This window comes from Methylorubrum rhodinum (assembly GCF_014199935.1).
Taxonomy (GTDB): domain Bacteria; phylum Pseudomonadota; class Alphaproteobacteria; order Rhizobiales; family Beijerinckiaceae; genus Methylobacterium; species Methylobacterium rhodinum.
This window is the reverse complement of the sequence record NZ_JACHOP010000006.1, coordinates 32,186-46,848: the sequence shown is the minus strand read 5'-3', so window position 1 is coordinate 46,848 and position 14,663 is coordinate 32,186. Positions and strand designations below refer to the sequence as shown.

8 protein-coding genes and 1 tRNA gene are annotated in these 14,663 nt (G+C 69.5%); 6 read left to right on the top strand and 3 right to left on the bottom strand.

The features are described from left to right. Positions 1–252: 252 nt before the first annotated feature. From HNR00_RS09320 to HNR00_RS09300, 5 genes are all read left to right on the top strand, one after another. Positions 253–936: a GntR family transcriptional regulator gene (locus HNR00_RS09320; RefSeq protein ID WP_183568363.1), complete on the top strand. Its 684-nt coding sequence runs from the start codon at positions 253–255 to the stop codon at positions 934–936. 71 nt (positions 937–1,007) lie between these two features. Beyond that, positions 1,008–1,084 (top strand) — tRNA-Arg (locus tag HNR00_RS09315). 447 nt (positions 1,085–1,531) lie between these two features. Further along, positions 1,532–1,894: a hypothetical protein gene (locus HNR00_RS09310; protein WP_183568360.1), complete on the top strand. Its 363-nt coding sequence runs from the start codon at positions 1,532–1,534 to the stop codon at positions 1,892–1,894. Positions 1,895–1,916: 22 nt separating this feature from the next. After that, complete coding sequence (locus HNR00_RS09305) at positions 1,917–2,369, top strand: PRC-barrel domain-containing protein (RefSeq protein ID WP_183568357.1); 453 nt, start codon at positions 1,917–1,919, stop codon at positions 2,367–2,369. Between the two features lie 107 nt (positions 2,370–2,476). Further along, positions 2,477–2,758: a CsbD family protein gene (locus tag HNR00_RS09300; protein ID WP_183568355.1), complete on the top strand. Its 282-nt coding sequence runs from the start codon at positions 2,477–2,479 to the stop codon at positions 2,756–2,758. Positions 2,759–2,875: 117 nt separating this feature from the next. On the opposite strand, the gene HNR00_RS09295 is transcribed toward HNR00_RS09300, so the two are convergent. Beyond that, the gene (locus HNR00_RS09295; protein WP_183568352.1) at positions 2,876–3,511 is read right to left on the bottom strand and encodes an NAD(P)-dependent oxidoreductase; all 636 of its coding nucleotides are present in this window, start codon (positions 3,509–3,511) and stop codon (positions 2,876–2,878) included. A 137-nt stretch (positions 3,512–3,648) separates the two neighbouring features. Here HNR00_RS09295 and HNR00_RS09290 point away from each other — a divergent pair, with 137 nt between their 5' ends. Beyond that, positions 3,649–4,254, top strand: coding sequence for an SOUL family heme-binding protein (locus tag HNR00_RS09290; protein WP_183568349.1), 606 nt, complete (start codon positions 3,649–3,651; stop codon positions 4,252–4,254). Here HNR00_RS09290 and HNR00_RS09285 read toward each other — a convergent pair whose 3' ends face one another. Continuing rightward, positions 4,255–5,826, bottom strand: a complete 1,572-nt coding sequence (locus tag HNR00_RS09285) for a CYTH and CHAD domain-containing protein (protein WP_183568346.1) — start codon at positions 5,824–5,826, stop codon at positions 4,255–4,257. Between the two features lie 545 nt (positions 5,827–6,371). Continuing rightward, positions 6,372–14,273 carry a hypothetical protein gene (locus tag HNR00_RS09280; protein WP_210306386.1) on the bottom strand — a complete coding sequence of 2,634 codons (7,902 nt, stop codon included), beginning with the start codon at positions 14,271–14,273 and terminating at the stop codon, positions 6,372–6,374. Positions 14,274–14,663 lie beyond the last annotated feature (390 nt).

The window sequence follows — 14,663 nt, the reverse complement described above, 5'->3', positions numbered from 1 at the left end:
CAGGATGGCGTCCTGCGCTTGGCGACCACGACGCTGTCGACTTCGTCTCTGGTTTCTGGCATACCAAATGCCAGTCGTCAACAAATCGGGGTGTGGGCTGCGCCGCATGCAAAGCTGCACACAAGCCTGAACCCTCCCCGACTCGTGACAATCGTCTCCTTGTGTTCCACATCGGGAGGCGACAAGCTTGGCCCACGCGGTCCCCTCCGCCCGGACAAGCATCCCTCGGACGCGAAGGTCGAATCGGACGCGATGGAAAATCTCTCGATCAAGCCGATCGTGCCGGCCACCAGCCTGCGGACGCTGGCCTACGAGGCGCTGAAATCCGCCATCACCAACATGGACATCTACGGCGCGACCGGCGACGTCCGCCTCGACGAGCGCGGCCTGTCGCAGACGCTCGGCGTCTCGCGCACGCCGATCCGCGAGGCGCTCACCGTGCTGGAGCAGGAAGGCTTCGTGCGCAACGAGCCGCGCCGCGGCGTGTTCGTCGTCAAGAAGACGAAGCGCGAGATCGTCGGCATGATCCAGGCCTGGGCGGCCCTGGAGAGCATGGCGGCCCGGCTCGCCTGCGCCAATGCGCCCGAGGAGGATCTGGCCTGCCTGCGCCGCTCCTTCCCCGAATTCTTCGAGGGCCGGCCCGCCGATCATCTCGACGAGTATTCGGAAGCCAACATCCGCTTCCACCAGAAGATCATCCGGCTCGGCGGCTGCGCGGTGATCCAGGACCTGTGCGGCAACCTGCTGGTCCATGTCCGCGGCATCCGCAACACGGCGCTCCGTCAGGGCGACCGCGCCTCGGACTCGATCCTCGAGCACGTGCGCATCATCGAGGCGCTGGAGGCCCGCAACGCCGACCTCGCCGAGCGCCTCGTGCGCGAGCACGGCCTGGGGCTGGCCGCCCATGTCGAGCGTTACGGCAACCACTTGGATTGAGGGGATCGACGGGTTTGGGGGCCGTCGCTTGACCGGCGGCGGTTGCCGTGGCTTCTGAGGCCCGGCACCCCGACTCCGTAGCTCAGCTGGATAGAGCAGCCGCCTTCTAAGCGGCAGGTCGTAGGTTCGAGCCCTACCGGGGTCGCCAGTATTTGCAATGACTTATACCAAGCGGCATGGATCAGGACCGACGGTCCTGTTCCATGCGTCCGGCGGACGACCGCCGATGCGCCGTCGCGCGGACAATCGGCGATGCGTCATGGTCATCGCCGATCGGTATTCGTGCCCTGCTGAACGCGCCGCGAGCGAACCAGGACAGTCTGAGGACAGCGTGCGACCGTAGAGGCCGAGCCACCGGGCTCTACCAATGGACGGCGTCTTGGCCCTTGAGCCGATTCGATCGCGGGCCACAGGGGACCGGCTCGCTGGGGCGGGTTCGACATCCGGAATGCTTTCGGGTCCGTTGGGCCGAGTGCAGGCAGAAGGTTGGCCGGCCTTGGGTCGGAGGCCGCTTGGGCGTTCCGAGGCCGCAACCGCGCCAGCCGCCCTGTCTTCGGATTGCCGGGCAGAGGCTTCGGCCAGCGCAGCCGAGGGCATGGGCTTCGCGACCCGCGAGCGCGCCTTTCCCGGCGAGAACGCCCCGCGCCCGATGGACCTCGCCGTCGCGTCTCTCACGATTCCGAAGGCGCCCTCCGACGACCGGATGGGGCGCCGGTACAACGCGCCCGGCGACCGCAGCGTGCAACTGCGGCCGGACCCGCACGGAACCGATCTGCGCGTGATCCGTTCATGCCGCGGCGCAGCAACGGGAGAAGCGGGCTGCACGGGAACGGCGGGCTGGACGGGGCGCGATGCCGATTCCGTCATCCTCCGGTTGTCGAACCCGCGCAGATCGGGTGACGCGCGCGGCTCCCCGCAGCCGATCCTTCCCCAGTTCCGCTTCCCATCCGCCCCTTGATCCAGACGAGGACCACGACCCGATGACACTGCGCCCGCTGCTCTACGTCCTTCCGCTACTCGCCGCCGCGCCGGTGATGGCGCAGGAACCGGCCCAGGCGCCCAAGCAGGAGCCGGGCCCCGTCGCGGCTCAGCCGGCGACGCTGAACGACGACCTCCGGGCGAAGTTCGTCGCGCAGGCCCCCGAGGACGTGGTCGCCTCGAAGCTGATCGGGACGACCATCCGCAACGGCGCCAACGAGAGCATCGGCTCGGTCGCCGACATCGTGTTCGACGGCAAGCTGGCGGTGAAGTCCTACGTCGTCAGCGTCGGCGGATTCCTCGGCCTGAACGCGAAATACGTCGCCGTCGCCCCCGAGACCCTGAAGCTGTCGCGCAAGGACGGCGGGGGCCTCGACGCGCTCATCGAGACCGACAAGGATCAGCTCCGCGCCGCCCCCGAATACGTCTATCTCGGCTCCGAGCCGAAGAAGTGAGCGGCGGCCCGGCCGGTCACGATGGCTCGATCCGGTATAGGCGTACCATTGCGCACGCCACCTCGGCCGGTAAGACCGCCCTCCCCTCGTACTTCGGGAGACAGCGTATGAGCAGCATCCGCATCACGGCCGTTCGCGGCGCCTTCCTCGGCCTCGCGCTGGCGGCATCCGTCTCGGCTCTGGCCGACGACACGCCGACCACGGCGGGCGCGGTCGATCGGCTGAAGGGCCTCGGCAACGAGGCGGTCGGCAGCGCCAAGCGCGGCGTCGGCAACCTCACGGACGACGAGGATCTCAAGGCCGAGGGCCGAGCCCAGAAGCTGCGGGGCGAGGCCCAGCAGGAGAAGGGCAAGGCAAAGGACGCGGTCGAGAACGCCCTCGACAAGTAGGCGCCGGTCCACCAGCCGCGGCCGGCACACGGGTCGCACGGAAGGGGCGGCACGCCGCTCCATCGCGCCGGAACGGCGCTCCTTCCCCTCTGCCCCCTCGCCGCCGGCCCCGAACGGTCAGCCGACGAGCACCACCGCCCGCTTCACGTGTGCCGGACGGTCGATCTCGCCGACAATGAAATGCGCCACGTCGGCTCGCGCGATCAGGCCGTTGCGCCAGGATTTCGGCTCGCTCAGCACCTTGTAGCGGCCGGTCGCGGTTCCGGGCGTCAGCACGCCGGGGCGGACGAAGGTCCAGTCGAGGGTGCTCCGGCGGATGCGCATCTCCTGCGCGTCCTTGTCGTCGTAGGCGCGGCCGAAGACGAGGCGGAACGGCACCCGCTGCAGCAGGCCGATCGCCTCGCGGCTGTCGCCGGTGCCGAAGCCGGTCACCGCGACGATGCGCCGGATTCCGGCCCGCTCCATCGCCGGCACAAGCAGGTTGGTCGCCTCCGAGAACAGGCTCACCGGCCCGAGCAGCTTCGAGGCCGGCACGCCGAGCGCCTGCACGACGACGTCGATCCCGTCGAGGGAAGCGGCGACGTCCCCGGCCTTCAGGGCGTCGCCGGAGAACCGCTCCAGTCCGGGATCGGAGACGGCGATGTCGGCCGCCGAGCGGGCGAAGGCCCGGACGCGGTGCCCGGCGGCGAGCGCCGCCTTCACGGTCTCCAGGCCGATGCCCTTGCTGGCGCCGATGACGAGGACGTGGGCCATATCCGTCTCCTGTGGGCCTGAACCCGACAAGAGCCGATGCGGCGGGGATGCGCCATGCGGTGCCTTGACCGACCGCCGGAACGTCGCCGGGCCTGCGGTCTTCTCTGTCGGCATCGCGAACCGCGGATACGGGCCCCTTGGACAAGTTCTTCTACTACCTCGTCACCCTCCTCGAATCGGCCCTCTCGGTCGTGGGCATCCGCGCGACCTACGAGGAGCCGCGCTACGCCGTCGTCGAGCGGCTCGACCGCGGCGTCGAGCTGCGCGCCTACGAGCCGCGCGTCGCGGTCGAGACCGATGCGAAGGGCCAGCAGGACGGCGAAGCGTTCGGTCGGCTTTTTCGCTACATCACCGGCGCCAACACGGGCGGCGACCGCATCGCCATGACGACGCCGGTCGAGAGCGGAGGGCGGCTGATCGCGATGACGGTGCCGGTGGAGCAGGGCGCGGGCGGGACGATGCGCTTCTATCTGCCGAAGACGGTCGCCGAGGCGGGGCCGCCCGAGCCGACGGAGGCCGGCGTGCGCATCGTCCGCATTCCGGCAGAGCGGCTGGCGGTGCTGCGCTTCTCCGGCAGCGCCACGGCGGAGGCGCGCTCGCGGCAGGCCGCGATCCTGACCCAGGTGCTCGACGCCGCGGGCAAACGGACGGAGGCGCCGCCCTTCTTCATGGGCTACGACCCGCCCTTCTCGGTCCCGTTCCTGCGCCGGAACGAGGTGGCGGCCCGGCTGGCGCCCTCCTGATCAGCGCCAGAACGGGCACACCTCCAGCAGGTCCTCGTGCGCCTGCGCCGCCGCCGCCAGCAGGGACCGGGTCCGGGCCTCGACATCCGCCGCGACGAGCCCGGCGGAGAACAGGGCCGCGGCCGGATCGGGAAAGCCGTCGGCGGCGCCGCGCTCCGGCGGGGCGAGGCCGGCGCCGATCTCATGCGCTGTGGCGATGTCGTTGAGCGCGCCGAGATGGTCCTGCAATTTCGCGAGCGCGGCCACGAACGCTTTGTGGCGCTTCCGGTCCTTGCGCCTGTGGGCATAGAGGCCGGCGAAGAACTCGGCGCCGTAGCGCAGCTTCTTCGCCTCGATCCGCACGCGGTGGCGCTCCTCCGCATCCAGCCGGTCGAGATGGCGTCCGCGCCGCTTGATGCGGCGGCGCAGGCGCTCCAGCACGTCGGCCGCGAAATCCTCCGCCGCGCGATCCCCCTCGGGCGTGCCCGCGGGCCCACGCCAGGGGCCGGCCTCGATCCAGGCGACGCAATCGATGACGAGCCCGCGCCACGCAGCGCCGTCGAGGATCGCCAGCACCGCCGCGTAGGCCCGCTCCCGCTCGGCCCCGAGCAGGGCGCGCAGATCGTGCAGGCCGGCCTCCTCGGGCCGCCGCTCGATCTCCGGCGCCAGCGTCTCGTCGAGGAAGACGTCGAGGTTGCGCGCCCGCCCGAACGGCTCGGTGACACGCTTGATCTCGTCGCGCAGGGTCGCCGCCCTCGGATCGGCGGCGAGGACCGGCCGAAACAGGGTGAAGGCCGAACGCAGGCGCCGCAGCGCGACGCGGATCTGGTGCAAGGCCTCCGGATCGCGGTTCTCCAGGAACACCGCCTCGTTGAGGCGCAGATGGCGCAGGCAGGCCCGCGCCACCGCCGCGAAGGCCTCGCCGGCCGTCGTCCCCGGATCGAGCGCGACCCGGTCGGCCTTGCTCGGCCGGTCGAGGCGCCCCGCCAGAACGGCCTCGCCGCGCTCGCCCTTCGCCAGCGCACCGAGGCGGAGCGGCACGGTCTCGCACAGGGCCTGGGCCAGGGCGAACAGGTCGGCCGGATCGCCCTCGGTGAGTTCGAGTTCGGCCTCGCAGACCGGCAGGTCGCCCCGCACCGTCTCGATGCGGCCGCGGTCGAGCGTCACCGCGATGGCGGAGGCGCCGTAGCGGACCGGCCGCCACGCGCGCTCGATCACGAGGGAGAAGCGCGCCGCGATTTCCGGCTCGCCGACCTCCTTCAGCACATCGCCCGCCGGGGTGTCGTCGAGCGCGGCGCGGTCCGGCGCGGGGCCGGGAATCGTCCGCTCCCACTCGGCCCGGTCGAACAGGCCGGCACCGTCGGCCCCGGCCTTCACGGTCTGGATCACGCGCTCGCCGTCCGGGCCGGCCTCTCGGCGCACCCGCAGCGCCAGACCGGCGGCGCGCAGGTCGCCCGCATCGGTGTCGTAATAGGTGGCGTGCAGCGTGACATGGCCCGCGTCGGGGGAGTGGAGCAGCGGGTGATCGGCGAGCGCCGCCAGATCCGCCGCATCGCAATCCAGCTTCAGCTCGATCTCCCGCGAAGCGGTCATGGGACGAGGCGTCTCTCAGGGCGCCCCGTTCCGACCTCCGCCGACGCGGCGATGGGCCATGAGCCGCCGGACGGCGCCGAATCGCGGACAAGCTCGGCTTCGGCTTAGCATCGGGCCGACGGCCCCGCCATCCTGGGGCCGGTGGCAATGCCCCGCCAACAGGAAAAGGGGCGATACGACTGACACCAATCGTATCGCCCCAAGAAGATCTAGGGTTCCGTGATCGCAATCGGGGCCCGACTGCTATGCTGCAGCGGGCGCGTATTCATCACCGGTCGTCAAACGGCCGCCTCAAATCATGCGCTGCAACGAACCTGACGTTCAAAGTCGGACGACTTGAGCGATCAAATCCGGTTGCGTCACGCAGTATTTTTCTACTTCAGGATTCAGGGGCGGTCAATACGGGTGGATTTCGGTCCATCCCGATCCGGCCGGCCCTCTCCGATTTGCCGAACCGGATGAGAGCGATCCGTCGCCCAGGATGAACCGGAACCATCGTGCCACCGGGCAGCGCCCCCGGGCCCGACGGTCCGGAGGCCGTCGCGTCAGAGCACGAAGTCGGCGGAGGTCAGCGTGTAGAGCCCCTTCAGCTCGATCTGGAAGTCGGCGATCCTGTTGCCGTCCATGTCCGCCTGGATGATCGTGCGGTCGTTGACGGTGCCGGTCGGGTTCTCCACCGTGAAGGTGAGTTGGCCCGCCTTGCCGGTGAAGGCGGAGCCCGCCTTGGCGAGGAACTCGAACCCGTCGCCCGCGAGCGTCCCGTTGGCGTCGATCGTCGAGAGATCGATGCGGTCCTCGCCCTGCTTGAAGTCGAGGATCACGTCGCGGGTCGTCGCCGTCGTGCCGGTGTCGGTCTTCGCGTTGAAGTCGAAGCTGTCGCGTCCGAGCCCGCCGGTGAGACGGTCGGCACCGCCGCCGCCGGTCAGGATGTTGGCGCCCGCACTGCCGGTGATCGCCTGGGCGAAGGCGTTGCCGGTGAGGTTGAGCGCCGCGGTCGAGGTCGGGGCGGCGGTGGCCAGGACCTCGATCTCCTGATTGGCCGCGAGCGCGTAGCTCGCGCGCGCCAGCACCGTGTCGATGCCGCCGCCGACCGCCTCGATCACCTTGTCCGCCAGATTGTCGACGACATAGGTGTCGTTGCCGGCAAGGCCCGCGAGGGTGTCGGCACCGGTCCAGCCGTCGAGGACGTTGGCGAGGCCGTCACCCGTCAGCTTGTCGGCCGCGATGCCGCCCGTGACGTTCTCGATGTTGAGGATCGTGTCCTCGATCGCGGTGCCGACCTTCACGCCCACGGCGACGGCTCCCTTGAGGGCGACCTCCACGGCGGCGGTCTTCTCGCGGTAGTCGGCGGTGTCGAGGCCTCCGCCGCCATCGAGACGGTCGGACCCGCCCCCTCCCTTGAGGATGTTGGCGCCGGCATTGCCCGTGATCGTCTGGGCGCCCTCGTTGCCGGTCAGGTTCAGGGCGGTCGTCGCGGTGGCGGACGATGCGGTCAGGACTTCGATCTCCTGGCCGGCGAGCAGCGCGTAGCTCCCCGCACTGCCCGCGACCCTGACGGTGTCGGTGCCGCCGCCCTTGGCCTCGTAGACCTGATCGGCGGCGGTATCGACGAGGTAGGTGTCGGTGCCGCCGAGGCCCGTCAGCCGGTCGGCACCGAGGCCGCCGTCGAGGATGTTGTTGCCGGCATTGCCGCGCAGGCTGTTGGCCCGCTCGTTGCCGGTCAGGTTGATCGTCCCCTTGCCGGTGTCGCTCGTCGTGGACAGGGCCTCGATCTCCTGACCGGCGGCGAGGGTGTAGGACACGCTCGCCTTGACCGTGTCGATGCCGCCGCCGACCGCCTCGATCACCTTGTCGGCCGCGTTGTCGACGACATAGGTGTCGTTGCCGCGACCGCCTCTGAGGGTATCGGCGCCGGTCCAGCCGTCGAGGACGTTGGCGAGGCCGTCGCCGGTGAGCGTGTCGGCTGCGGTGCCGCCCGTGACGTTCTCGATGTTGACGATGCGGTCCTCGGCGACGCCTCCCACCGTCACGGTCACCCGGGTGCCGCCGTTGAGCGCGACCGCAACCGCCGCGGTCTTCTCGCGGTAGTCGGCGGTGTCGAGGCCTCCGCGGCCGTCGAGGAGATCGGCCCCGCCCCATCCCTTGAGGATGTTGGCGCCGGCATTGCCCGTGATCGTCTGGGCGAACTCGTTGCCGGACAGGTTCAGGGCGGTCGTCGCGGTGGCGGACGAAGCGGCCAGGACTTCGATCTCCTGGCCTGTCAGTAGCCCGTAGGTCGCGGCGCTCGCCGCCACCCTGACGATGTCGGTGCCGCCGCCCCTGGCCTCGTAGACCTTATCGCCGACGACATCGACGTAGTAGGTGTCGCCGCCGCCCAGACCCGTCAGCGAATCCGCGCCGATGCCGCCGTCGAGGACGTTGTTTCCGGCGTTGCCGCGCAGGCTGTTGACCCGCTCGTTGCCGGTCAGGTTGATCGCGCCCTTGCCCGAGACGTTCGTCGTCATCAGGACCTCGATCTCCTGGCCGGATTCGAGGATGTAGCTGACGCTCGTCCGCACCGTGTCGGTGCCGCCCTCCGCACTCTCGACGACGCGGTCGCCCTGGGCATCGACGATGTAGGTGTCGTCGCCCTTGCCGCCGGTCAGCGTGTCGTTGCCGGTGAAACCGTCGAGGAGATCGCTGCCGTCGCCGGTGACCACGATGTCGTCCTTGGCGGTCAGCTTGAGCTCGAAGCGCTCGGCACCGGCGAAGACGACGCCGGTGTTCGCGTTGCCCTGGTAGAAGCGCCCGGAATGGCCGGTCGCCAGCGTGCCCTGAACCGCTCCGTCCATGCGCACGCCGACGCCGCTGTCGGGCGTGGCCGAGTAGTCGAGCACCAGCGTGTCGGCCGTGCCGGCACCGAGGTCGACCCAGTCGCTGCCGCCGGCCACCGTGACCCGATCGTTGCCGGCCCCCGTGGCGATCCGGTCGTCGAGGATCTCGGCGCGGGTGACGATCACATCGTTGCCCGAGCCGGACTTGAACGGATCGTTGGTGCCGTTGCCGAGCGCCTCGATGCCGCGCACGGTGGCGGTGCCGGTAGCGTTCGTGGTCTCCCGCTTGACGACGTAGGTCGCCTGCACGCCGGTGCGGTTGAGGTCGAGGTCGAGCGCGGCGGTCATGGCCGACTTGTCCGCCGACCAGCGGTCAAGGCCGGTGCCGCCGTCGACGATGTCGACGCCCTTGCCGGTGAAGACGTCGTCGTCGCCGGCCAGCGCCGTGACGCGGTCGTCGCCGTCGGCGGTGACGACGATGTCGCGATGGCCCGTCAGCGTCAGCTCGATATGCTCGACCTCGCTGAAGCTGACGCCGGTGTTCGCGTTGCCGCGATAGTAGCGCCCGCTGTAGCCCCCCGCGAGCGTACCGGCGATCCCGCCGTCCACGCGGATGCCGACGCCGCTGTCGGCAGTGCCGGAATAGTCCACCACCAGCGTGTCGATGCCCGCGCCCAGAATGACGCTGTCGCTGCCGCCCGCGAGCTTGACCCAGTCGGCACCGCCCCCCGTCGTGATGACGTCGTCGTCGTCCTCGCCCTCGCCCAGGGTCGTGATCCGGTCGGCGCCCGCGCCGGTGATGAGGTTCAGAGCCTCGATGCCCGACACCGTGGCGGTGCCGACGGCCTTCGTGGTCTCGCTGAGGATGGAATAGGTCGCCTGGATGCCGGTCTGGGTCAGGTCGAGCACCATGGCCTGATCGGCGGCCATCGCCGACTTGTCGGCCGCCCAGCGGTCGAAGCCGCGGCTGCCGTCCTCGTTGGTGCCGCCGTCGATGGTATCCACGCCCTTGTCGGTTTCGAGCAAGTCGCTGCCCATGCGGCCGCGCACGACGTCGTCGCCGTCGCCGGTGCGGGCGATGTCGGCGTGCTGGGTCAGGGTGAGGTCGAATCGCTCCGCGCCGGCGAAGGTGACGCCGGTGCTCGAATTGCCCTGGTAGAAGCGGCTGGCGTAGCCGGTCGCCAGCGTCCCGAGGAATCCGTTGTCCATGCGGACACCGACGCCGCTGTTGGGCGTGGCGGAATAGTCCAACACGAGCGTGTCGGCCGTGCCGGCCACGTTGGTGCCGAGATCGACCCAGTCGTTGCCGCCGGCGACCTTGACCCGGTCGGTGCCGGCACCCGTGGCGATCTGGTCGTCGAGGATCTCGCCGCGGGTGACGATCACGTCGTTGCCCGAGCCGGACCTGAACGGGTCGCCGGTGCCGTTGCCGAGCGCCTCGATGCCCTGCACGGTCGCGGTCGCCACGCCGTTCGTGACCTCGCTCCTGACCGCGTAGGTCGCCTGCACGCCGGTGCGGTTGAGGTCGAGGTCGAGCGCGGCGGTCATCGCCGACTTGTCGGCCGACCAACGGTCGAGGCCGGTGCCGCCGTCGACGGTGTCGACGCCCTTGCCGGTGAAGAGATCGTCGTCGCCGGCCAGCGCGATGACGCTGTCGTCGCCGTCGACGGTGACCACGATGTCGCGATGGCCGGTGAGCGTCAGCTCGAAATGCTCGACGCCGCTGAACCGGACGTCGGTGCTCGAATTGCCCTGGTAGAAGCGCCCGGCATAGCCCTCCGCGATCTTGCCGGTCACGGCACCGTCCATGCGGATGCCGACGCCGCTGTTGGCGGTGCCGGAATAGTCCACCACCAGCGTGTCGATGCCCGCGCCCATGGCGACGCTGTCGGTGCCGCCCGCGACCTTGACCCGGTCGGCACCGCCGTTGGTCGCGATGACGTCGTCGTCGTCGGCGCCCTCGCCCAGCGTTGTGATCCGGTCGGCCGCTTCGCCGGTCGACAGGCTCACGACCTCGATGCCCGTCACCGTGCCGGTGCCGGCGAGCTTGGTCGTCTCGCTGCGGACGATGTAGGTCGCCTGGAGGCCGGTCTTGGTCAGGTCGAGCACCATGGCCTGATCGGCGGTCATCGCCGACTTGTCGGCCGCCCAGCGGTCGAAGCCGCGGCTGCCGTCGGCGTCAGTGCCGCCCTCGACGATGTCCACGCCCTTGCCGGTGGTGAGCGTGTCGCTGCCGCCGCGGCTGCGCACGATGTCGTCGCCGTCGCCGGTGACCACGATGTCGCTCAGGCCGGTCAGGGTGAGTTCGAAGCGCTCGGCGCCGGCGAAGACGACGCCGGTGTCCGCGTTGCCCTGATAGAAGCGCCCGGAATAGCCGGTCGCCAGCGTGCCCTGAACCGCTCCGTCCATGCGCACGCCGACGCCGCTGAAGGGCGTGGCCGAGTAGTCGATCACCAGCGTATCGGCCGTTCCCGTCAGGTTGGCGCCGAGATCGACCCGATCGTTGCCGCCGGCGACCTTGACCCGGTCGGTGCCGGCACCCGTGGCGATCTGGTCGTCGAGGATCTCGCCGCGGGTGACGATCACGTCGTTGCCCGAGCCGGACTTGAACGGATCGTTCGTGCCGTTGCCGAGCGCCTCGATGCCGCTCACGGTGGCGGTGCCGGTCGTGGTCGCGGTCTCCCGCTTGACCGTGTAGGTCGCCTGGATGCCGAAGCGATAGAGGTCGAGGTCGAGTGCGGTGGTCATGGCCGACTTGTCGGCCGACCAGCGGTCGATGCCGGTGCCGCCGTCGATGGTGTCGACGCCCTTGCCGGTGAAGATGTCGTCGGCGCCGTCGAGCGCGGCGACGCTGTCGTCGCCGTCGCCGGTGACCACGATGTCGCGGAGGCCGGTGAGCGTCAGCTCGAAATGCTCTGCGCCGCTGAAGCGGACGTCGGTGTTCGAGTTCCCCTGGTAGAAGCGCCCGCCATAGCCTTCCGTGATCTTGCCGGTCACGGCACCATCCATGCGCACGCCGACGCCGCTGTTGGGCGTGCCCGAATAGTCCAGGACCAGCGTGTCGATGCCCGCCCCGAGCGTCGCGGTGTCGTTGCCGCCGATCACCTTGATGCGGTCGTTGCCGGCCGCGCCGAACAGGGTGTCGTTGCCCGTGCCGCCGGTCAGGTCGAAGCGCTCCACGTTCTCGAAGCGCGTCGTGTAGTACATCGGGATTTCGCTGTGGTTCTCGGTCTTCGAGATGTACCACAGCGACTTGTAGCTGTTGCCGTCGCGGACGATGTCGCGCCGGGCCGCGGACCAGTCCATGATCAGGAGATCGCCGGTGCCGGCGCCGCCGTCGAAGTTCGCGCCGCCGACGCCGAAGGGCTGCGGGTCGCCGGAGGTGGCGAGGTCGACCGCGAGCGTGTCGTTGCCGCCCCGGCCCTCGAAGGTGGTCTGGGCGGTCGGGTAGGACGGCTCGTTCGGCGAGATGCCTGTCGGGTTCGGCACGGTGCCGCGCACGTCGAGAAAATCGTCGCCGTCGCCGGATTCGAGCGAGATCGCCTCGATCGAGGTCAGCTTGGTGCCGTCCGAGAGGGTGATGGTGCCGCCGTTCTGGACCTTCTTGAGATCGATCGTGTTCTTGCCGTTGCCCGAGAGCGTGATCACGGCGGTGTCGAAGCCTTCGCCGCCGTCGATCTCGTCGGCGCCGCCGCCGCCGATCAGGGTGTCGTTGCCGCCGTTGCCGACGAGGAGGTCCTTCAATTCGCCGCCGACCAGCGTGTCGCCGCCGGTGCCGCCCTTCAGGACGAAGCGCTCGACGCCGGTGAAGAACAGCTCCTGCTTGGGTTCGTTGAAGCCTGCGCCGTCGCGCTCGTAGCTGCGCGCCTGGCCGATGGTCGGCGAGAGGTTCCGGACGGTGTTGTGGACGAGATCGAGATACTTGATCTGCGTCGTGGAATTCGACCAGTCCATCACCAGGAGGTCGGTGCCCGAGCCGCCGTCGAACTGGTCGGTGCCGGGGCCGATGTCGGAGAAGACCGCGACGTCGTCGCCGGCATGGCCGTACACGGTGTCCGAGCCGGTGCCGGGGACGAAGGCGTCGTTGCCGTCGGCGTAGGGGTCCTTGTCGCCGGCCTGGGGCGCGCCGGCTTCGGTCCGGTACATCCGGACCTTGTCGAGGAGGGTGCCCTCGGTGTCGCCGGTGCCGATCTCCCGGAAGGTGAGGCGGTTCTTGTCGGCGCCGGTGCCGGTGCCTCCGGTGAGATCGATGAAGTAGGTCGTCGTGCCGGTCGTCGGATCGATGTAGGACTTCGTCGTGCCGTCGATGGTCCAGTTGAGCTTCTGCCCGCCGAAGGTGACTTCGAGGCGGGCCTGGGCCTGGGCCGACACCTTGCCGGCGTTGAAGGCGAGGCGGTAGGTCTGGCCGTCGAGAAGGCCGCCGACCACCTGCGAGATGGCGACGTTGGAGTTGATCAGGTTGCCTTCGAGATCGACGCCGTACTTGCCGTCGGCCGGCGTTCCGGCGACCCCCTGCCTGTACAGTTCGAGGTTCCCGCCGGCCGGCAGGGTCACGGTCCAGCCGTCGAGCGTGTTGTAGCCGTAGCCGTTGGCGTCGAAGGTCGGGTTGAAGACCGTCTCGAAGCTGCCGTTGCGGATGAAATCGCTGTCGGCGCCGTAGAGCGTGTCGTTGCCCGCGCCGCCGTCGAGGGCGTCGGCGCCGAGATCGCCGCGCAGCACGTCGTCGCCGTCGCCGCCCGTCAGCGTGTCGTCGCCCTTGCCGCCGACGGGAATCTGGAAGCTCTTGGTCGAGAGGACGCTGTAGCCCCGCATCATCGACATGGCGTTGCCGGCAAACGTCGCGCCGAGCGCCGCACCGGCCGCGAAGGGCGCGCTGGGGCTGGCGATGAAGGCGCCGTTGTTGATCGCGAAGTTCGCCGACAGGATCGAGGCCGATCCCCCGCCGAGATTGAGCAGCGTGCTGCCGTCGTTGCCGATCAGGGTCGAGCCGTCGTTGCCGATGAGCGCGGCGGGAGAGAAGTTGATGAGCGAGCCGCCGTCCTGACCGATGAGGGAGCCGCCGTCCTGGCCGATGAGGCCGGCGCCGTCGCGGGAGATGATGCTGGCGCCGTCCGTTCCGACGAGCTGCGCGAAGTTGAGGTTGCTGATGATGCCGTTGAGGAAGCCCGAGGCGCTGACCTTCAGCGGGCTGTCGAGCACCGGGCTCGTCAGCGTCAGGGTCGAGACCCCGTTGGAGAGGGTGCCTTCGAGCTTGAGCGGCGTGCCCGTGCTCGACGGAGTCGGGATCTCCTTGAGCGTGTAGGTCTTCAGGTTGCCGTTCTCGAACGTCTTGACGACCTCGTATTTCGTGCCGTCGGATCGGACCTCGAGCGTCTGGGCGGAGGTCAGGCGGCCGTGCGAGTAGGAGCTGTCGGGCCCGAAGGTCTGCTTGGTCTGCGCCGTCGGCGGATCGAAGGACATCGACGTCAGGCCGCCGTCCTTGGTGAGGCTCGTGTAGCGGGCGAGGCTGCCGTCGGCGTAGAGCTTGAAGCCGACGGCGTCGTCGGCCGGCGGGTAGCTCCCGGCCGGGGCCGGCCGGCCGTCGGGGCGGAAGTAGACGATGTTCGACGCGGCCGACAGCCACTCGATCTTCATCCGGACTTCATTGGCGGCGTTCAGATAAATATAAGTTGTATCTTTCGGCAGCGTCGCCATCGCAATCCCCCACCCACGGACTTGGTTTTGTTCGTTAACGCCCGGCGTTCGGCTGAAATCCGTTCCGCTCGCCACTCATACACTCGGAAGCCATCATCGCCATCGGCATTGAAGCCATTTCTCCATCCCCAGGAAAGTGTCCGGAGATAGGCGGAGCCGGGGCTGAACCACGAAGACTATGTGACGAACGGTCTCGGCCACCGTTTTCGACATCCGGTGACTTCCGCCGGTCTCGAACTCGGCATACCGTGCCACGACCGGATACGCACCCTCACTTCTGAGGGGGCCGGCGTGAAACGGTTCAATGACCGCGACTTGCGGTTCCGACTG